Annotated in this window: 18 protein-coding genes; 8 read left to right on the forward strand and 10 right to left on the reverse strand. The window is 35.3% G+C overall.

Features of this window, described 5'->3' with window-relative positions:
• Window positions 1-10 precede the first annotated feature (10 nt).
• From ACFOW1_RS05150 to ACFOW1_RS05160, 3 genes are all read right to left on the reverse strand, one after another.
• Complete coding sequence (locus tag ACFOW1_RS05150) at window positions 11-1546, reverse strand: M20/M25/M40 family metallo-hydrolase (protein WP_379012652.1); 1536 nt, start codon at window positions 1544-1546, stop codon at window positions 11-13.
• A 91-nt stretch (window positions 1547-1637) separates the two neighbouring features.
• Window positions 1638-1793, reverse strand: a complete 156-nt coding sequence (locus tag ACFOW1_RS05155) for a hypothetical protein (RefSeq protein WP_379012654.1) — start codon at window positions 1791-1793, stop codon at window positions 1638-1640.
• Between the two features lie 52 nt (window positions 1794-1845).
• Window positions 1846-2328 carry a hypothetical protein gene (locus ACFOW1_RS05160; protein ID WP_379012655.1) on the reverse strand — a complete coding sequence of 161 codons (483 nt, stop codon included), beginning with the start codon at window positions 2326-2328 and terminating at the stop codon, window positions 1846-1848.
• Window positions 2329-2399: 71 nt separating this feature from the next.
• On the opposite strand from ACFOW1_RS05160, the gene ACFOW1_RS05165 reads away from it, so the two are divergent.
• Window positions 2400-3335 (forward strand): hydrogen peroxide-inducible genes activator, encoded by a 936-nt coding sequence (locus ACFOW1_RS05165; protein ID WP_379012656.1) that lies wholly within the window; start codon window positions 2400-2402, stop codon window positions 3333-3335.
• Window positions 3336-3467: 132 nt separating this feature from the next.
• On the opposite strand, the gene ACFOW1_RS05170 is transcribed toward ACFOW1_RS05165, so the two are convergent.
• The 5 genes from ACFOW1_RS05170 to ACFOW1_RS05190 all read right to left on the reverse strand — a co-directional run bounded on the left by ACFOW1_RS05170 (window position 3468) and on the right by ACFOW1_RS05190 (window position 7791).
• Complete coding sequence (locus ACFOW1_RS05170; protein WP_379012657.1) at window positions 3468-3743, reverse strand: DUF3634 family protein; 276 nt, start codon at window positions 3741-3743, stop codon at window positions 3468-3470.
• Window positions 3744-3763: 20 nt separating this feature from the next.
• A complete protein-coding gene (locus ACFOW1_RS05175) occupies window positions 3764-4579 on the reverse strand; it encodes an ABC transporter permease (protein ID WP_379012658.1) in 816 nt (271 codons plus the stop codon).
• A gap of 62 nt (window positions 4580-4641) precedes the next feature.
• Window positions 4642-5538, reverse strand: coding sequence for an ABC transporter ATP-binding protein (locus ACFOW1_RS05180; protein ID WP_379012659.1), 897 nt, complete (start codon window positions 5536-5538; stop codon window positions 4642-4644).
• A gap of 140 nt (window positions 5539-5678) precedes the next feature.
• Complete coding sequence (locus ACFOW1_RS05185) at window positions 5679-6641, reverse strand: YitT family protein (protein WP_379012660.1); 963 nt, start codon at window positions 6639-6641, stop codon at window positions 5679-5681.
• 34 nt (window positions 6642-6675) lie between these two features.
• The gene (locus ACFOW1_RS05190) at window positions 6676-7791 is read right to left on the reverse strand and encodes a glycoside hydrolase family 5 protein (protein WP_379012661.1); all 1116 of its coding nucleotides are present in this window, start codon (window positions 7789-7791) and stop codon (window positions 6676-6678) included.
• Between the two features lie 97 nt (window positions 7792-7888).
• On the opposite strand from ACFOW1_RS05190, the gene ACFOW1_RS05195 reads away from it, so the two are divergent.
• Genes ACFOW1_RS05195 through ACFOW1_RS05210 form a run of 4 tightly spaced genes read left to right on the forward strand, consistent with a single transcriptional unit; the run spans window position 7889 to window position 14776 of the window.
• Window positions 7889-9196 carry a sensor histidine kinase gene (locus ACFOW1_RS05195; RefSeq protein ID WP_379012662.1) on the forward strand — a complete coding sequence of 436 codons (1308 nt, stop codon included), beginning with the start codon at window positions 7889-7891 and terminating at the stop codon, window positions 9194-9196.
• 12 nt (window positions 9197-9208) lie between these two features.
• Window positions 9209-11251: a cellulose biosynthesis cyclic di-GMP-binding regulatory protein BcsB gene (locus ACFOW1_RS05200; RefSeq protein WP_379012663.1), complete on the forward strand. Its 2043-nt coding sequence runs from the start codon at window positions 9209-9211 to the stop codon at window positions 11249-11251.
• A gap of 28 nt (window positions 11252-11279) precedes the next feature.
• A complete protein-coding gene (locus ACFOW1_RS05205) occupies window positions 11280-13133 on the forward strand; it encodes a glycosyltransferase family 2 protein (protein ID WP_379012664.1) in 1854 nt (617 codons plus the stop codon).
• A gap of 5 nt (window positions 13134-13138) precedes the next feature.
• The gene (locus ACFOW1_RS05210; protein WP_379012665.1) at window positions 13139-14776 is read left to right on the forward strand and encodes a hypothetical protein; all 1638 of its coding nucleotides are present in this window, start codon (window positions 13139-13141) and stop codon (window positions 14774-14776) included.
• Window positions 14777-14830: 54 nt separating this feature from the next.
• Here the strand turns inward: ACFOW1_RS05210 and ACFOW1_RS05215 are convergent, their stop codons facing one another.
• Window positions 14831-15943 carry a redoxin domain-containing protein gene (locus tag ACFOW1_RS05215; protein ID WP_379012666.1) on the reverse strand — a complete coding sequence of 371 codons (1113 nt, stop codon included), beginning with the start codon at window positions 15941-15943 and terminating at the stop codon, window positions 14831-14833.
• Between the two features lie 348 nt (window positions 15944-16291).
• Between ACFOW1_RS05215 and pdxA the strand changes: the two genes are divergently transcribed.
• Complete coding sequence (pdxA, locus tag ACFOW1_RS05220) at window positions 16292-17386, forward strand: 4-hydroxythreonine-4-phosphate dehydrogenase PdxA (protein WP_379012667.1); 1095 nt, start codon at window positions 16292-16294, stop codon at window positions 17384-17386.
• A gap of 28 nt (window positions 17387-17414) precedes the next feature.
• Complete coding sequence (locus ACFOW1_RS05225; protein ID WP_379012668.1) at window positions 17415-18284, forward strand: aldose 1-epimerase family protein; 870 nt, start codon at window positions 17415-17417, stop codon at window positions 18282-18284.
• Window positions 18285-18371: 87 nt separating this feature from the next.
• Here the strand turns inward: ACFOW1_RS05225 and ACFOW1_RS05230 are convergent, their stop codons facing one another.
• Window positions 18372-20084, reverse strand: a complete 1713-nt coding sequence (locus ACFOW1_RS05230) for a peptide MFS transporter (RefSeq protein WP_379012669.1) — start codon at window positions 20082-20084, stop codon at window positions 18372-18374.
• Window positions 20085-20208: 124 nt separating this feature from the next.
• Between ACFOW1_RS05230 and purD the strand changes: the two genes are divergently transcribed.
• Entirely contained in the window at window positions 20209-21489 is a 1281-nt protein-coding gene (gene purD, locus ACFOW1_RS05235; protein ID WP_379012671.1) for a phosphoribosylamine--glycine ligase, read from the forward strand.
• Window positions 21490-21523 lie beyond the last annotated feature (34 nt).

Raw genomic sequence — 21523 nt, forward strand, 5'->3', positions numbered from 1 at the left:
CTTTACAAAACTATTTCATCATCATCAACGAGGCCATCGTTTCTATTCCTTCAAATAGATTCTTTAAGCGAATATTTTCATTTTCTGCATGTTGATTATTGTCGTGATTAGCAATAGGCACGCTAATAGTTTTGGCGTTTAAATATTTTTCAAATAAAAACAACGGTAAACTGCCACCCATAGATGGTTGCAACACAATTTGGTCGGATGTAGTGGCTTGCACAGCAGCAATTACATGCTTCGCAATGGGTAAATCCATCGAAGTTCGTTGGGCATTGTAGCCATCGTTGCCTGCTATAATTTTTATAATTTTTGCATGGGTTGCTCTTTCTGCATCTGTAGGTTCATGGTCGATGACAAAATAGCCTTGCGCTTTTATATGGTCAATGACTTTTTGTTGCTGCCTTTGCCAATCGTTACCAAGCACTAATCTTAAATCAAGCACTGCAGTTGCAAACGTAGGTATTTGGTTAGAAGCTAGTTTGCCCACATTGCCACTTTGCATGCCGTTGATATTTAAAGAGGGTTGGTTAATAGCCTCGCTCAGTGATAAGCCTGTCATCTCTGAACTGCTAATACCTAGTTCCCTTTTCATTTGTGCATCTACCGAAGGCACTGCCGCTAATGCTTTCTTTTCCGCTGCTGTAAATGGTACCACATCGTCATAAAATCCTTTAATGGTTACCCTGCCTGCATCGTTTTTCATAGATGCTAGAAGTTTTGCCAGCATCATGGCTGGATTGGGTGCCCAATTACCATAATGCCCACTATGCAATGGTCGTTTAGACGCATATATGGTGAGGTCTAAATGTGCATCACCACGTACACCAAAAGAAATTTGTTTTTTTCCAGTTTGATGTACTGGTCCATCACAAATAAGCCATAGGTCTGATGATAGCAATGTTGTATTGGCTTCTAAGATGTCATTTAAGTGTGTAGACCCAGCTTCTTCTTCGCCCTCAAAAAAGAATTTAAGGTTGCAAGTTGGTGTTAAGCCTGATTTTACAATTGCATCGTAAGCGTTTAAAATAGCAGCAACCCCTGCTTTATCGTCTGATGCGCCACGGCCATAAATACGCCATTCTGGGTTAAATATACCATCTGTCGGAAAAGGTATTTTGGTGCCATCTTTATCTAATGCTGCTGATAGTAATGTTGGTGTAAAAGGCTCAATACCCTTTGCCCATTGGCTTGGGTTTACTGGTTGCCCGTCGTAATGGGCATAAAAAATTAGTGTTTGCTTTGCGCCTGGCACTTTTACTTCGCCGTACACAGCAGGAGCTGCACCTGACGTTTTTGTAGGTAATAATTGTATGTTGTGAATATCCCTTTTGGCCATCATTGCCATAATAAAGTCGGCATTTTTTTGTAACCCAATGGGGTTACTAGCGATATTGGGTAATGACAATAATTGGACAAACTCACCAATAATGGTATCAGCATGTTGCTGGTGGTATTGTCTTATCCTTAATGTTTCGGGTGATTGTGCTAGTGATGGTTGTATGGTTACATACCCTAAAAGAAATGCAAGTACATATTTTCTCATGCACTAAATGTAGTTATACAAGGGCAATATTCTACTTATAATCATAAAATTTACGAGCTTTTTGAAAAGTGATACAGGTAGTTAATGTGGATTAGCTACCCCTCATACCGCCAGTTTTTATCGGGTTTTTACCACCGCTTACAGCTTTGCCAGTAGGCTTAGCTAAAAATTTTGAACCATTGGTTGCACCTTTTTTAGGTTGATTGCCAAATTTTAAATTGCCTTTATCGTTTACAGGTAATGCCATAATGTATTGCTTAAGACATTGAATGTACTGAAGTTTTAATGGGAAGAGGTTATTATTTGGTTTTCTGTAAATAAATTGTAGTGATAAGACATGATTTACTATTGTAAGCAGCATCAAAAGCTTTCGAAACTACATCAATGCCCACCGAAGCAAGATTAATAGCTGTAGAAATTAAATTAATGTCACTCGAAATAGAATAAATGCCTTTCGAAATAGTTTTAATGGCACTCGAAAGAGTAGTAATGTCACTCGAAAGAATATTAATGTCACTCGAAAGAGTAGTAATGTCACTCAAAATAAAATCAATGCCTTTCGAAATAGTTTTAATGGCACTCGAAATAGTTTTAATGGCACTCGAAAGAATATTAATGCCACTCAAAATAGAATCAATGCCCCTCAAAACAAAATTAATGTCCATCGAAGCTATATCAAAGCCTTTCAAAGAAGTATTAATACCAGTTGAAGTAGAATCTTTTTTGCTAGAAGCGGCATTTAGGTAATTATAACTAGATGGGTTTAATATTTTATTATTCAAAAGTAGCTAAACCACTTCTCTAGCTATTCATTTTTATCTTTGATAGCATTAAGCTATTATCGCAGTTAATTATGACACTTGTACAGCTAGAATATATTATTGCCGTAGATACGTATCGCCATTTTGCCACGGCAGCATCACATTGTTTTGTTACGCAACCATCGCTTAGTATGCAGATACAAAAGCTAGAAGAAGAATTGGGCGTAAAAATATTTGATAGAAGTAAACAACCAGTTATACCAACTGAAGCGGGCTATGAAATACTGGAACAAGCTAGAAAAATAATGAGTGCTTGCAAACAAATGTCTGAAATTGTAGACACGCAAAAAAACATTGTGCATGGCGAATTGCGCATTGGTATTATTCCTACGCTTGCGCCTTATTTGTTGCCATTGTTTATTCCTGCATTTACCAAAAAGTACAACCATGTAAAGTTGTTGGTAAATGAATTGACGACAGATTTATTAATCCACCGCTTGCGTGAGGGTAGGATAGATGTAGGCCTGTTGGTAACACCCCTTAACGAAAAAGGCATTAAAGAAGAGCCTTTATTTTACGAAGAAATGATCGCTTATGTGAGCCATAAAAATTCGGCCTATAAAAAAACATATATGCTACCAACCGATATAGACCCTAATAAATTATGGTTGCTAGAAGAAGGGCATTGTTTTAGAAGTCAGATTGTAAACCTGTGTGAACTACGTAAAAGAGGAACCGATTTTGGACAGTTTGAATACGAAGCAGGTAGTTTAGAAACCTTGCGTAAAATGGTAGAACTGAATGATGGCATCACCATTTTGCCAGAACTAGCTACCTTAGATTTATCTGCGAAGCAACAAAAAAGCATTCGCCATTTTAAGCACCCTGCACCAGTGCGTGAGGTTAGTATTATTACCCATCGAGATTTTGTAAAACGTAGATTAGTAGAGGCTTTGAAGGAAAGTATTTTAGCCTCCATACCCCAAAAAATTATGCAGAATAATAAGCGAATGGTGGTACCAATTTGATGTGAGATCTGAGATGTGAGATGTGAGATTTGAGATGTGAGATGTGAGATGTGACTAATTTAACTTGTGAAGATAAAAAAATGGCTGCTCAGTTTGGGCAGCCATTTTTGTTGGTAAGTGTATTATTTAGTGCTAAAAACCATAGGCGTTTCGTAGTTGCTGCAATACATCTTTCGGTACATTAAGTGATGCTTTTACAACGGGCTTGTTAAACGCACCTGTAGTGGCAAATACAAAAGCTTGGTGTATCTCATTGCGATTGGCAATTTCTAAACAATCAGCTAGAAAACTCGGCTTCACTTGGCCACATATTTTGGTAGCAGTACCATTATCTATCTTAATTAAAAATAAAGGGTTTACACCATATTGGCAAATCAATAATCTAATACTAAATAGTAGCTTTTCCATAGCTAATAACTAGGTTAAAATTATAAATCTCTTTTCTTGTAAATGTAATAACACAAACCCCAAATACCCGCAGTCAATACAATAGTGTACACAATATGCTCATTAATCTGCGATAAGGCAAGTTTATAACCTTCTTCATCAAAACGTTTAAAGAACTTGGGTCCAGGAATAAGTTTGTCTGATATTTCTAAGGGTAAAAATCTTGCTCCAGGTATTTTTTTAAACTTAAAAAGGCCGACAATAATGTTTTCTACAATCGCAAAATAGAAAACAAAAATGCCTAAGGCAATGAATGCTTTTTTGATTAAAAAGCCTAGTAGAAAAGCGATGGTAAGCTGCGCAAAAGTTTGCAATACAAATAAGGGTAAGTATTTAATTTCTTCACTCCATAGTGCCGTATTGTCTTCTTTAATGGTAAGGCCATAACCGGTAGCTGTAGCGATATACATAATAGAGGCCACAATGGTAATAATGGCTACGTCTAATATTTTACTGGTAATAAATTGGTTACGACTCCAACCATCAATCACGTTTTGACGATGTGTTTTGTATTGGTATTCGTTCGTAATCATCATAATTACCAAAATAGCTGGTACAACTACAAAGCAAGATGAAAAGAAAGCCACGGAATGCCATGTTTCTGGAAAGGCAAACGGATTGCCAAATAATTGTTTAGCAACGGTGCTGGTAAAGTCTTTTTTTGTAGTTAATTGTTCGTAAAAATTATAGAACAATAAGTTTACGCCTGGATAGGTAAGCGCTACAATGCCAAGCATCCACCAAAAAGCTGGATATTTTTTTATCTTAAGCCATTCTATTTTTATAAGAGATATCATGAGATGTTTGATTTGAGATTTGGGATTTGTGATTTTATAGCATGAATTGCTGTAATTCGTGCTTAGTCGTTAGTTAACTCAAAGAATTTAGTTTCTAAGCTTTTCTTTTTAAGCAACAAATGGTTTAATATAATACCGTTATTAAAGCAGTGTTGGTTAATGGCTTCTAAATTAGCCGTGCCGAAAGTGAAGAACAATTGTAGGTGACTGCCATTGTGTTTGGTTTGTGTAACGCCGGGGTAATTGGCAAACAAGCGTTGTAAACCCTCATCATTATTACCATTAATTTCTACAATGTCTTCATTGGCCAATACTTCGTCAACAGCTCCTGCTGTGAGTAACTTACCACGCTTCATAATGGCTACATGGGTACACACTTTTTCCACTTCATCTAGTAAATGGCTAGCCATAATAATGGTTTTACCTTGGCTGGCAAGTTCTTTAATAAGTTCTCTAATTTCTAAAATACCTACTGGATCTAAACCGTTGGTTGGTTCATCAAAAACAATCACTTCTGGGTCGCCTAAAAGCGCCGCACCTATTGCCAAGCGCTGCTTCATACCAAGGCTATAAGTACTGAATTTACTGTTTTTACGTTCGGTTAGTTTCACGGTTTCAAGTGCTTTGTGAATATCAGCTTCACTGCCACGGTGGCTAATGGCTTGGGTAATTTTTAAATTATCTACCGCTGATAAATAGTGGTAAAAATTTGGTGTTTCTAATAGCGAACCAATAAGTTTTCTTGTGGCAGGGCTGCCTGGCTTTCCAAACCAAGTAAAATTACCACTATCGCTTTGCAAAGCATTTAATACAATACCAAGCATGGTGGTTTTACCACTACCGTTAGGGCCAAGAATGCCAAATACGCTACCTTTGGGTACTTGGTACGACACATTTTGGAGGGCTTGTATTTTACCGTAGCTTTTGGTAATACCCGAAAGTTCTAGTATTGATTCCATTTGCGAATTTTAATTATTTGGATAAATATAGGCAAAAGACATAAAGTAAAGCTGCAAAAGGCGATTTAGCGAAAAGCAACTAGCAAAAGAGAATTTTAGAACCTAAACTTTTCAATTTTCAACATCAAATTAATAACGCTTTAATGGCTATATGAGCGCTTTTTAATCATACCACCTTTTGTGTCTTTCACACTTTGCATTACCACAAAAGCATAAGGGTCTATTTTTTCAATTTCACCATTGAGCTTACTGATTTCTAAGCGGGTAATTACAGTATATATAATATCTACATCACCGGTACTGCCTTTTTTGCCAAAGCCTCGCTTGCCCTTATAAATAGTAAAACCGCGACCCAATTTTGTTTCAATCATGTTGCTCAATTCTGCACTATGTGATGAAACAATGGTAATACCGGTATATTCTTCAATGCCTTCAATAAAAAAATCCAGTGTTTTGGAGGCCGATAAATAAGTAATCATTGAATACAAAGCCGTTTCTATCGATAAAAATTTTGCTGCTGTAGCAAAAATGATAATATTGATACACATGATAATATCGCCAATGGTAAGGCTAGATTTTCTGGTAATAGCAATGGCAAGTACTTCCGTACCGTCGAGTACGCCGCCGCCGCGTACGGTAAGCCCAATACCTGCACCTAAAAAGAAGCCTCCAAAAACTGCTACTAATAATTTGTCGTGCGTAACATCTGGAAAATGAACTGTAGCAGTAATAACCGCCAAGCCAGAAATGGCAAAAATGGCTTTAATGGCAAATTCTTTACCCAAAATTTTATAGCCTAAAAATATAAAAGGAAGGTTTACCAATATTAAAGCTAAAGATAATGAAGAATTAGTAAGTTCTGAAATAAGTAGCGCAATACCGGTTGCGCCACCGTCAATAAATTTGCTTGGTAGTAAAAAACTTTCTAAGCCAAATGCTGCCAGAAAAATACCTGCTATTATCAATATCGATTCTTTCAACCAACGCCTCAGCGTTAAGCGCAAAGCTCTAAAATTTTTGGCTATTTGAAACCTGCTTAACGGCTGTTGGTTATTAGCATTAGTCTCAATGGTTTTTTTAATAATGTTTTGTATTGGCTGCATGTACTTGCTAATGATATCATGATAATAAATGGCATTAATTATTTATTTTCAACCAATTTTTAATACCCTTTAAAGGCTTACCATTTTTGCTCACCGCAAAATTTCTATCGTAATCCCAAAGTATAACTGGAATATTAAGCGATTGCATGATATCTGTTACATCTTCTAGATATTGGTTGCGAGATTTTTCGTCAGCCAAATCAATCACACCTAGTTCGGTACAGATGAGTTGCATATCTTTTTTCTTGCATTCATCTGCAACTCGGCGCAGACGGAGCGCAATAAATTCTTTAGTACCTTCTGCTGGATATTTAAAATAATCTTGTTCTACAGTGGTACCCTTCGCTTGGTCTGCAATGGCAGGCATCTTTTTTTTATTGTATGGATAGGGGATATGTGTAATATAAGTTTTGTCTTTTGCCCATTCAGCGCCTTGGTGGGTAAATAAATAGGGTTCGTAAAAATGGATGGTATATAAAATTTTATCATCACTTAACTTGCCTAAGTCTAGCAATTCGTCGGCATTATTATAATTTGTACCACCAATAATATAGATACGTTCTTTATCTTCCCAGCGAAGGCCATTTACCAAAAACGTGACATCATCTTTCCAGGCACTGCGTTCTTCAGTGGGTTCGTTGTATAGTTCAAAAAATATATCGGTATAGCCCATGCCTCTAAATTTATTTTGTATTTGTTTCCACATCCACAAAATTCTATCACGTTCTGAGAAGCGATTGGTACTGCCATAATATACTTTTCCGTAGTGATAAGTGATAATTAGATTTAATCCAAATGCTCTACATTTGTTGTAAGTATCACCTAATTTATCTATTAATTGTATTTGAAAATTAGATGAGTTTGGTTGTAGAAACATATCAAATGCAACTGGCAAGCGTACCGTTTTAAAGCCACTATTTTTAATTTGTTTTAACTTAATTTCTAGATTACTATTTAATAAATCAGCCGGATTTTCCCAAGTATGTTCCAGTAGAGAAAGATTGACGCCGCCCCCTAGGTTCAGGGGTATTTGTTGATATTGAATATTCGTTGTTTTGTACTTATCCACAGTGTTAGCAAAAAGTGAAGATGAAATATTTAAAATGGCAAATAGTACTGTAAGTTTGAAGTATTTAAAATCTATTTTCACGCAAATTTGAATTTAGTACTGTAGAGTATATTATATGGTAAACGACTATAAACTTTCTAATGTAAATATAGACCAATCTGAGTTAAACTCCGAACTCATGGTCAAAGGAAAATATTATGCCAATGTAGTACATTGGTCTCTAATATTTTCTTTACCTATTTTTTGGCTTTTGGATTATATTTTTTTACCTCATGATTGGGTTAACTTATTATTTATAAGATTAATAGTTGCCATTTTTACTTATGTTGTGTACTTATTTGGTAGTAAATCGAAATGGCCCTACTACAAAACTGCTTCCGTTTTTGGCGGTATTAATATGGTATTAAACGGTGGTATTTGTGCAATAGTATCGCCCACTCACATGTTACCTTACTTTTTGCTATTTGGTATTGTAGTATTATTATTTAACATCACAATTTTTTGGAAACCAGTTTACTCTATATTGCAATTGGCCTTGGGTATTATTGCTTTGGTAATTTGTTTTGAAATATTTAATAAAACAGATGGGTACGATACCATGGTAGTTAACGGCGGTGGCGCATTTTTTGTTATTGCTTTTTTCTCATGTTTAATTACATATAATCGCTATTTATTAATTACTAGAGAAACTGAAAAAAGTATTTTAATTGAAAATGCGAATAATCAATTGATTGAACAATCTGAAAAAATTATTGATCAAAAAAGAGAAATTGAAGGCATTAATAAGAAGTTGCAAAAGCTGAGTGACTATCGTTACAATACGTTAAACATGATGATGCACGACTTTGGAAATTTCACGGGTTCTATCCAAATGTCGCTTGATATGCTAAAAAATTCTAGTAGTAATCTTACAAGTGAGCAAAAAGAAATTTTGAGTTATATTAGCGTAGGTAATGATAAACTAAAATATTTGGCGGATAAATTGGCTAATTCTGCTGAAACCGACAATACCAAAATTGCTTACGAAACAGAGGAAGTTAATTTAGGTGCTGCTGTTGAAACTGCGGTTTCTAGCCTTAATAATGCTGCGCAAATGAAGCAGATAAAATTATTGCTAAATATCGACGCTTCACCATTGCTATTAAAAGTAGATAAAGCATTCCTAGAGCAAATAATTGATAAACTTTTTGCTAACGTCATACGATATGCACAGAGTAATTCGTTAATAGCGATTTATACTTATAAGCGCGACAGCAAAGCCATACTTGAAATTACCAATAAAGGCAAGTTGATTGGTATGGAAAAACTTAACCAATTGTTTAATAATTTAGAAAATATCAATCATACACAACAAACTGCTACACAATCAGCCTTGGGCTTTTCTGTAGTAAAAAAATTAACTGAGCAAATGGGTGGTAAAATCACCTACAACAGCGAAGAAAGCATCGGTAACTTTTACCGTTTGGAATTTAATCTTATCCCGTAAACAGAACACAATATGAAAGCGAAATTTTTGCTATCGGCTCTATTCTTTTTATTTATTAGTGCGATTAGTGCACAGTCAGTCCGAACATTCGAATCCATGGGATACGATGATGTATCTATTCAAGGTATTACGGGCTCTGTAAGTTACTTTATTAAGATAAAGCCAGATGACAATGTTAATCAAAGTAAATTAGTATTACGCATAGCTGCGTCTCAGGTATTAAACCCAAACAACTCGTTTGTAATTGTAAGTTTAAAAGATATTACTGTAAAAACAACCCGTGTACAAGTAACGCCTAACGATTCAATTATTACAATTGAAGTACCTCTAGATTCTCAATATTTGCAACCGGATGGTCGTTTTATTAAGCTTAAAGTAGCTGCTAAAATGAGCATAGGTGATGAATACTGTAAAGATATTGATAATGCAGCTGTGTGGTTAAATATCAAAAACTCATCCCATCTTAATGCTGTTGGTCAGATTGGTTCGGCTTATCAAAGAAGCTTGAAAGAGTGGATCCAGGAGTTTTCTTCTGTGTATTCACCAGCAACTGCTGATTTGGATGACTTAGCAGCAGGTGGTATCGTTTATACCATTTTAAAGCAAACGACTAGTAACAAAAAAGTTTATACAGGTATTTATAGCCCACAAGATTCATTACCCCAAGGCATTTTAACAGGTTTGGTAGACAAATTACCATACACAGTAAGACAGGTAATTCCATCTCTTAGCGCTAAACAAGGTTTAATTGCTTTAGCAAGAGTAAATACTGGTTTAGGTGAGAGAACAGTATTGGTGGTAACTGGTGCTGATGCGGAAGGTTATCGAAAAGCTATTAATACATTGGCTAGTAACAGACGTTTAAGTAGTTCTTTCTCGGAGAAAGTGCTTATTGACGAAGCAGTACCAAGCTATGCTGCTGTTGATAATCAATCACCATTAATTACTTCATTAGAAAGTCTTGGCGGTACACCTGGTTTATTAGAAGGTATTGGTTCTTTAAAATCAAAATATGTATTCTCTTTAACAGAGTTTAACGCTATACCAAGTAAATTAACTTTTCACCTAGAAAGTTATTTCTCAGTATTAAAACCAGATGATAGAGGGTTCTTAAATATCTATTTAAATCAAAACTTAGTGTATAATGCTAATTTGATGAATAGAAGCAATTTTATTGAAGATATTGATCTAAAGCCATACATGTTGAGTAAATTCAATACTTTAGAAGTTGAATATCGTTTTCATCCAGGTACGAATATTTGTAAAGATGGTTTTAGTAACTTTTTCGCTTTTGTAAATACTAAAACTTCTATATTAACATTCTCTGGCGAAAAAGAAAACAGATTTTATAGTTTCTTCAATTTCCCTGCTGAATTTAGAAAAGTTCCTACCAAAATTGTTGTATCACCATCATTATACAACTCAAATTTATCTTCTTCAATAGGCGAATTGTTTTATCAATTAAACGCTCCTTTCAATCCAAATTACAATAGATTAATTGTACCACCATTAGTATCTTCTGATAAAATAAATTTGGATGATTTAAAAGGCTACAACATCATTGCATTGGTAAACAGAGAAGATAATTTTGTAAAGAAATTTACGCAACTGCCATTACAATTTAATAAGGATTTTCAGCTATATAAAGACAAGGATGGTAAGACCAACGAATATTCTATTAATGACTTTTCAAATAGCGGCATTGCACAAATATTTAGAGAAAAAGGTAGTACCATTTTATTAATTACTGCAACTGGTGGCGATAGTGCAAGTAAAGTTGCTTTTGAAAGCGTGATTAAAAACTTTAGCACACAGCTTACTGAAATTGAGAGTAACGTATGTATCGCTCAAAGTAATGGAAAAAGCAACTCTTTCTTCAAAGCACCAGAAGGGAATGACATTGTTAGTTATAAAGGTGAAAAAAATGGTTTTGCAATTTTCTGGGAGAAATTCAAATGGTTCATTCTAATAGGTTTATTAGTATTGGTATTATTAGCTTTCTTCTTTGTAAGAAATAAAGTAAAAGAATCTCAAGAAACGTTTAAAGAACTTTAGTCTCAACCCATACTAAGCCGCCGTTATAATGAATCGTTGTGTACTACATAAAATGAATGAGGCTGCAGTATTTGCTGAAGACAAGCTGATAGCAGTAGGTGACATAGCTGATACATACAGCTATGCACCTATTAAAGCTGCCTTGAATTTTGGTTTTTTGCAACGTAAAGAATATGTAGCATTTCTTGCCAAAGAAGGCTACGAACTAATAGACGTAAGAAGCGAGGAAATGGACAAATCTTATATTGAAGAATGTGAGGTGTCCCATATGAACTCCTTTTTATATCTACCGCTGCGCAAATTACCTACAGGTGAACTTTTAATTGCAGTTGCTGATCCTTTTGACGAAAAGCTTGCGGTTAGCTTAACTGTAAAATTTAAATGTCCACTAAAATTTGTGGCCACATCCGACTTGGATATTACTTGGATGGCGCATACGATGCGAGGTGGTTTTTTTGTAAAGGAGGCCGTATTTAGCTTAATGAAAAAAGATCCAGACAGCTCTGGTTTGATAACATTTACTGATAGTCAATTGTACTTTTTGTTTGGCTTTATTGGTTTAACAGTTGTGTTACTTATTCTATTCTTTAAGCCCACTTTTATAGCCATCAACCTTTTTTCTAGCGTCTTTTTTCTTTTTTCTATATTATTTAAATTGTATTTGGCACTCACGGGTTCAAAATCGGAATTACACGAGGTGGTTTCAAAAGAGGAAATTAAGAATGTAAACGAAGCTACATTACCTGTTTATACAATATTATTACCTGTTTTTAAAGAGGATAAATTGATACGTAAGTTAATTTGGAACTTGCGTAGCTTAGATTATCCGCAAGCGAAACTAGATGTAAAATTGTTGATTGAGGAGGTTGATGATAAGACGCTAAATGCGGTGCGAAATCTAGATTTTCCCGCCAATTTTGAAGTAATTGTTTGCCCTGCACACCAGCCACAAACCAAGCCTAAGGCTTGTAATTATGGCCTACACTTTTCTCGCGGTGAGTATTTAGCTATTTATGACGCGGAAGATGTTCCTGATTCTGACCAATTGAAGAAAGTGGTTTGTCAGTTCAGGAAATTACCCGAAGAGTTTGTTGTATTGCAAGGGGCATTAAACTATTTCAATAAAAATGAAAACTTACTAACGAGAATGTTCACTTTAGAATATTCTTATTGGTTTGATTATATGCTTACTGGACTAGAAACCATGGATATTCCAATTCCATTGGGTGGTACTTCTAATCATTTTAAATTAAAAAAATTAATCGAATTAGGTGCGTGGGATCCTTTTAACGTAACAGAAGACGCCGATTTGGGATTACGCGTATATGATAAAGGTTTAAAAGTTGGGGTGGTAAACAGTACCACGCTTGAAGAAGCAAACAATGAGTTTTTTAACTGGATACGCCAAAGAAGTCGTTGGATTAAAGGGTATATGCAAACATATCTCGTGCACATGCGCAACCCTGCCAAACTTGTAAGAAGAGTTGGCTGGAAAGGTTTTTTTGGATTCAACTTTTTCATTGGTGGTACCTCTTTTACGTTTTTATTATATCCAATATTGCTTGGCTTTTTTGCCATGTATTTAATTTTCAAGTGGACTTTTGTAAATAAGTTATTCCCAGACTGGGTATTGTATATTTCTATCTTCAATTTCATTGCAGGCAATGTATTAATGATTTATGTTAATATGTTGGCCGTATTTAAAAGAAGATATTATGAGCTGATTCTTTTTTCGGCATTAAATCCTATCTATTGGTTAATGCATTCTAGGGCAGCTTACAAGGGCTTATGGCAGTTAATTACAAAACCGTTCTATTGGGAAAAAACCAACCATGGCTTAAGTAAATTATCTTCTACCAGTCAGGTAGTAACACACGATTAAATTGAATGAAGAAAATAGCTGAAAAATATATTAATGGTGTACTTGCATTGGCCTTGCTAATGTACTATCTCATTATGTCGTGGATATTGCATCGTACTGGTTATGAACATTCAGAAAATTTGTTTATTGCCGAAAAGCTAAAGGTATTATTCGAAAGCGATGAAGGTAATCTGCTAACGCTTGGTACTACTTTTCCAAGTTTGGTATTTTTATCATCATTAATATTTACGCCTTTTGGATATCTTTTTGCGCCTATTTTAGCATCAATAGCTATTACAACTGCCTTATTTTATATTATTATTAATGATTTTAAGCATTCGTCTAAAATACCTGCTATAGTTTATGTGCCAGTTATAACATTGTTGTTTTTTTTGCATCCAGGCTTGATATACGCAGCTATTTCTGGTAGAGGTGTAGCAGCAATTTTAATTTGCTTTTATTTAGTGTTTAGGAGCCTGTTTCGTTACTACCAAACGCAAACAACCTTTTACTTGTCGATGGCAAGTATCTATTTGTCATGTTTAATTTTCTGTGATTATAACTTCCTATGGTTATTGCTAGCCTTCTTCCCGTTTATCGTTTTGGTATCTTTAGAAGGGTTAAAAATTAATAAAGAACAACCCGCTATTCTACAATATTTCCAATCAGTAAATAACGTTTCTCAGCGTAGAAAACTTGCCAATAGAACCGTTGCTATCTATATTATCATTTTCCTGCTGCCTTTTGGTGCGATTTTCTTGTTTCAAGTGTTAAACCAAACACATGCTGGTAACTCAACATATTTTTTAACTAGCCAATACGCTAATTGGCACGTAATAGGTAATGTACCTATTGGTGAGGTAATTAGTAACGGTAATGCTAAGAATGTAACCCGACAATCGCAGTTGATATTTCAAGCTTATGTATTATTGTTAAATCCATTGCTAATACTTGCATTCTTCTATTATCGAGGCAAATTATACGAGTTGTTGACGCTATTAGCACCTTTTATCTTGATTTCTATTTTAGTTATCAATCTGCAATACAATTTTACTATTGAGTATTACCTGATTTTTTTAATACTTGGCTTGCTTGGCCTGACTATTTATGGCGGTAGAAAGTATAGTAAAAAAGTAACGTGGTTTTTAGTGTTTTCTGTGGCTTTGCTGAATGTATTTACAGGTATATATTATTTTAAAAATACCGATGATGCGGAAGAAAGCACTTTCTACATGTCAATTAAAGATTACAAAAACTGGCTTGGTACAAAAACTATTAATGAAGAGTTTGAAATTGCAGCGTATGTTTCTTCCATTGCTACCAAAGAAAATAAAGTATTAATTGATGATGCCGCGGCCTTCAAAGTAATAGCGCATTTAAAAGATTTAAATGGTGTAGTACTACCTTTAAACAAGAACTTTTTAACATTAGTAGAAAATCCGATAGCGGGGACACGATTTGTACTAATTGCTAAAAACAACAATGTCTTAAAAACTTTTAGCGTACTAAACGCATATAATTTTAAGCAAATGTTATTGCAAGAGAAATTCTCACCAGAAATTATGTTTGAAACCGAACATTGGGCTGTATACAGAATATTTAATTACAACCGATATATTCAGGAGGATGCATTAAATGATGAACGATTAAAGCAAAGCAAATAAATGATATTAAAAAGGAAGCCATCATGCTTCCCTTTTTAATATCATTAAACAAAACTATTTGATAAGACTATTTAATGTGTTGATTAAATCTTCGCCTCTTAAGTCTTTGGCCACTATTTTACCCTCTTTATCGAGGAGAAAATTTGCAGGAATACTTTCTACATGATATAATGCAGCAACCCCACTTTGCCAACCCTTCAGGTCACTTACATGTGTCCAAGTCAATTTATCTTTTGCAATTGCAGCTTGCCATGCGGTTTTGTCTTCATCTAAACTTACTCCTAAAATGGTGAAGTTTTTATCTTTAAATTGATTAAACGCTTTTACAACATTCGGGTTTTCTTTTCTGCAAGGGCCACACCAACTAGCCCAAAAATCTACCAACACATATTTGCCTTTTAATGATGATAAACTTACGGATTGGTTATCAGGTGTTTGTAGCGTAAAATCTGGTGCGGGCTTGCCAATTACATCAGCAGATTTGATACGATCGCTTATTTCTTTGAGTTTAGAGCCAAAATAACTGCTTTGAATTGTTTTGTCAAGTTTGCTATAAACACCATCAATAGCAACCGCATTATTAGAATTATTGAAGAACAAATAGGCATAAAACGTAGCGACATAGCTTTTGGTGTTAGACTCTATAAAGCGCATCACTTCGTTGTTTTGGTTTTGCTCAAGTTGCATATACCGCGCTTCCAGTGGTTGCGTATTTGCAGTATCTTTATTAGCCATTTTGGCTTGTAAAGAATCGCCCAATGGCTTCATTTGCGAATAATAGCTTTTAAGAATATTTTGTATGGTGTTGTTTTCTTGGTTGCTAGTACCACCAGTTACAATAAGGCCATTGATCCCTTCTGTAGTACCACCAATTGTAATTGTCCCTTTTTCTAAAAATAAAATGGTAGGCGATGATAGGCCTTGCCCCGTACTTGCTATTACTAGTGATGCAGGAGTCGGTTCTGCTACGCTACCTGTAAATGTAAATTTGCCATCTTTATCGGCATAAGCGGTATCGCTTTTATCTTCCTTAGCCCATTTTTGAAGAATCACCGCATTACCAGATTTTAAATTGCTTAGCTTGCCCGTGATTGTATAGCTGTTTTTGCCTTTATTACAAGCTGCTAGCGCAGTGATAAAGGCAATTGATAGAAAAAATTGTTTCATTAAAATAAATTTTTGCAAAGGTAGGGCTAATGTAATGATGTGATAAATTAGCGGTTGGCAATATACTCATCTTAGGTTAGTAAATATTTAAATTGATAATCATTTAATGATGTTTCATTTTTGTAACGCTGATTCCAAAATCTATTTTTAAAATGCTTTATTTTTATATAATGCTTGCTACGCTATGATAAAAGCTCCATAATGAACAAAGCGTTCAAGTGTGCGACGCAAGAAAAGTATCATAGTAGTACCAAAGCTGGTCACATGAAGAAAGCTATTGCATTTAAGCTATAACGTACTGGCTAAAACCCTTAAACTTCCCTACATTTACACTTTAACATTTTGTGTATGAATTACGAATTGCAAAAGCCAATTGTGGGTTTTACTTGTGGTGATTTGAATGGTATTGGTATAGAATTAATTATTAAAGCATTGAGCGACCCCCGGATTGTGGACATCTGTACACCTGTGGTGTTTGCTAGTAATAAAAGCATTAATTTCTACAGGAAGGGCTTGCCCGACATTAATTTTAGCTATCATTCAACCAAAGAGTTGAACAAACTGAGTCACAAGCAAGTAAACGTGTTTAACTGTTGGGATGAAGAAGTAGCCATTGTACCTGGTCAACTGAACGAATTGGGGGGTAAATATGCACTTATATCGCTTGAACAAGCTACACTAGCCTTGAAAGACAAACAGATTCATGCTTTGGTAACTGCTCCTATTCATAAGAAAAATATACAATCAGATACGTTTAAGCATAGCGGTCATACGCCTTACTTAAAAGAAATGTTTGGTGTGAATGATATTTTGATGTTTATGGTGGCTGATAATATGCGTGTGGGACTAGTAACAGAACATGTGCCTGTATCTGAGATAAGTAAGCACATCACTAAGGACGCCATTTTGAGTAAGCTGAAAATGATGCATAGTAGTTTGCTAAAAGACTTTGGCATAGAGAAACCGAAAATTGCCGTGTTGGGCTTAAACCCACATGCTGGCGATGAAGGGTTGATAGGTAATGAGGAAGAAACAGTAATAAAATATGCTATCAAAGATGCTAAGTATCACATGATGGTATTTGGGCCATATAGTGCCGATGCGTTTTTTGCGAGAGGTTTGCATGAGAAATTTGACGGTGTACTAGCGATGTACCACGACCAAGGATTGATTCCTTTTAAATCGCTGGCTTACGGTGAGGGTGTCAACTTTACCGCAGGTATTGAAGGTATACGCACAAGTCCAGATCACGGCACAGCCTTTGATATTGCTGGTAAAGACAGAGCCGATGCAAGCTCGTTTTTGGCAGCAACGTTTGAAGCCGTAGATATTTATAGACGCAGAAATGGTTATGCTGATGCTAGAAGAAATCCTTTGAAGAAAATAAGTGCAAGATTTATCGCCAATAGTGTAGATGAAAGATTGGAAGAGACTGAGGCGTAATGTTTATAATCCAAAAAAATCCTTACTCATGGTAACCTTAACTAATGAGCACTTACAGGTAAACATTACACCTGAGGGTGCCGAATTACAAAGTATTTATAACAAACAAACTGGGCTTGAATATTTGTGGGATGGTAATCCTGAATTTTGGGGGAAAAAGAGCCCAACCTTGTTCCCAATAGTTGGCGGCTTGAAAAATGGTAGCTACGAATTTGAAGACAAAATGTATGCGATGGGACGTCATGGTTTTGCAAGAGAAATGACGTTTGAAGTAAGTGACCAAACCAATCACACCGCTACATTTGCAATTAAGGCAACAGAAGAAACATTAAAAAAATATCCATTCCAATTTTTGTTTTCTATTACTTATGCTATTGAAGGCAATCAACTATCTGTTACTTATACTGTGAAAAATCCTAATACTGGCACGATGTATTTTTCGGTAGGTGCGCATCCTGCTTTTAAAGTACCATTGGTACAAGGTGATGTTTATGAGGATTACTATTTAGCATTTAATACAACTGAAAATGCGGGTATTTATCCATTAACTGCTGACGGATTGGTAGAATTAGAACCAATGCCATATTTAGAAAATTCCAATAAATTACCTTTAAACAAAGCCTTGTTTTATAAAGATGCGTTGGTATTTAAAGAATTAAAATCTACCGCTATTTCAATCTTAAATAACAAAAACAGTCATGGCTTAACTTACAGTTACCAAGATTTTCCATATATGGGTATTTGGGCTGCTAAGAATGCTGACTTTGTATGTATTGAACCTTGGTGTGGCATTGCCGATAATGTTGCCACCACAAGCCAATTGATAGAGAAAGAAGGCATCAATACACTTGCACCTAACGAAATATTTACAAGAACTTGGGCTATAGAAATGTTTTAAAATTGCAATAATATATAATATCAATCGCCCCCATTTGCAACTGCAAATGGGGGCGATTGATTAATGGTTAGTTATGATAAAAGTTTGTTAGGCTTTCATCATGGTTTGAAGTTTTTTAGTTAATAGAAATAAAATTAGCGAAGCTACACCTGCCATAACCACGAAGAGCATAAAGAAGTCATAAAGGTTGTTCATTTGATAAATTCCGAGAAACGATGTTGGCGTTTTATCTGGATATAAACTACTTAATACACCTGCAAATTTATTGGCAAAGGCATTGGCCGTAAACCATACTGCCATTAACATAGAGGCGAATTTTAATGGTGCTAATTGATTGACCAAAGACATACCAATTGGCGACAAACAAAGCTCACCACAAGTGTGTAACGCATACATGCCCGTTAACCAAATCATACTTACTTTAATACCAGGTGCTACATTGTTTACACCAAAAGCAATCCATAAATAGCCAATGGCTAATAGTAACAAACCCAAAGCCATTTTAGTAGGCGATGAAGGTTCTTTTTTGCCCAACTTTAACCATAGCCAAGCAAAAATTGGCGCAAAGGATACTACGAATACAGAGTTTAAAGATTGGAAAAAGCTTGCTGGAATCTGATTTAGGTCTATAACTTTTTTTCCGCTTTGTAAAATTGAAATATTAGAAACCAAAATTGCAATACCTAGAATAGCGATTAGAGAATTAGCGGTTATTCTTAATCTTTTATCAAAATCGTTTGATAAACTTTTTTGAATACTTCTATATAGATAAAAGCAGCCTAAAAGAATTGCAATAGACACTATTTGGACTAAAATAATTGGTATAGTTAATCCTAGATGCCTATCTGTTTGTTCATCGGCAAAAAAGGTTAATGACGCACCTGCTTGTTCAAAAGCACTCCAAAAGAAAATAACGAAGAACGATACAATGAAAATTACCGATACTTTAGATTTTTCTGCCGACGATAAACCTTTATCGGTAAATACAATAAAAGCAATTAATAAAATACAAGCGATTAGTAAATAAAACAAGTAGTTAAATACTTTGGCATCAATGTAAATTAAAGCTACAGTTATTAGCGATAATAGTAATAATCCGCCAAAAACCACAATGGGATTCGTGGCATTTTTAGGTGCAGATTCGGGCTCAAGTCCCAATACTTTGCCAGTTGGGCCTTTTACATATTTGTGATGAAAAGCCATTTGTACCAATACGCTCAAAAGCATACCAATACCCCCTACTAAAAATGACCATTTAAAATCTACTGGGTTGCCGGTGTCACCAACTAGCCCACATACAAAAGGCCCCAAAGCGCCACCCACATTAATACCCATATAGAAAATAGTGTATGCGGCATCTTTTCTGTTGTCTTTATCTGGGTATAATTGCCCAACTAAAGACGAAATATTCGGTTTAAAAAAGCCATTACCTGCAATCATTAAACCTAAACCAGTGAAAAATAAAATTGAAGATAATTGGGGTGCGCTGTGATACACACTGCTACAGAAAAATAACACAAATTCACCTAATGCCATTACCAAACCACCCGTAATTATAGAGCGATGATTGCCCCAATATCTATCGGCAATATAACCGCCTAGCAAGGGTGTTAAATATACCAAACCAGTGTAACTACCATATAAGTTTGATGCAAAAGCTTTGTCAAATAGCAAGGCTTTTGTCATAAACAAAATTAAAATGGCACGCATGCCATAGTAGTTAAAGCGTTCCCACATTTCAGTGGCAAACAAAACATATAGCCCTTTTGGGTGACCTTTTTGCACTACAGAATCGTTCATAAATGATTTTGAGTTGGTTTTATAAAATATCGCTGAAAATAGGAATTAATTTCAAACAAAATCCTAACAACAAAACTTCTTCTCAAAAGCAGGGTTTACTTTTGTATTGAACTAACCTAACAATATGAATATTTTAATACTTGGTAGTGGCGGTCGTGAACATGCATTGGCCTGGAAAATTTCTCAAAGTCACCATTGTAATCAACTATTTATAGCACCTGGTAATGCTGGTACGCAGCAATTTGGTACTAATGTAAATCTTGGCATCACCGACTTTGAAGCGATTAAAACTTTTTGTATTGATAATAAGATAGATGTACTGGTAGTTGGTCCTGAAGAGCCTTTGGTAAAAGGTATTTATGACTTTATGGAAGCATCAAAAGATGTGTGGAAAGGTTTTGTGGTTGGGCCTTCAGCTGCGGCTGCGCAATTAGAAGGTAGCAAAGCCTTTTCTAAAAAGTTTATGCAAAGGCACAATATTCCTACCGCTGCATATGCCGAATTTACGAAAGATAATTTTGAAGAAGGTAAGCGATATATTACCAATCATAGTTTGCCGATTGTTTTAAAAGCAGATGGTTTAGCTGCTGGTAAAGGTGTGGTGATAAGCGAAACGCATGCTGACGCCTTGGAAGTATTTGAAAATATGATTATCAATCAGCAGTTTGGTGATGCAAGCAGCAAAGTAGTAATTGAAGAATTTTTAGAAGGCATAGAGGTAAGTGTGTTTGTATTAACCAATGGTACCGACTATCAAATTATTGGCCATGCAAAAGATTATAAACGCATTGGTGAAGGCGATACAGGTTTAAATACTGGTGGTATGGGTTGCGTAACACCTGTACCTTTTATGGATGAGTTATTTATGCAACAAGTAGAAGAAACTATTATTCTGCCTACCGTAAAAGGCTTGCAACAAGAAGGTTTGGTGTACAATGGTTTCATCTTTTTTGGTTTAATGAATTGCGACGGCACGCCTAAAGTAATTGAATACAATTGTAGAATGGGTGATCCTGAAACTGAAGTGGTTTTAGCAAGATTAGATACTGATTTGTTAAGTTTATTCGCAGCTATGGATAACGGCACTTTAGAAGATGCGAATATTAATTTTAAAGAAGACTATTTTGCCACAGTAATGGCTGTAAGCGGTGGCTATCCTGGTGATTATGAAAAGGGGAAACTGATAACTTTTAGTCATAAAAACCTAGATAATAGTGCAATGGTGTTTCATGCAGGAACTAAACAAACCGAACAAGGCGTGGTGACCAATGGTGGTCGTGTACTAACGGTTACTGCTTCTGGTGAAAGCATTAAAGCCGCAGTAGAAAAATCGAAGGCGGTATTGGCAACTATTCATTTTGAAGGCATGAATTACAGAAGAGATATTGGCTACGAGTTCGAATAAATAATCAATAACTTTTTATTCACTATTGACAACT

It is taken from the genome of Parasediminibacterium paludis, from assembly GCF_042651445.1.
In the GTDB taxonomy this organism is placed as follows: Bacteria; Bacteroidota; Bacteroidia; order Chitinophagales; family Chitinophagaceae; genus Parasediminibacterium; species Parasediminibacterium paludis.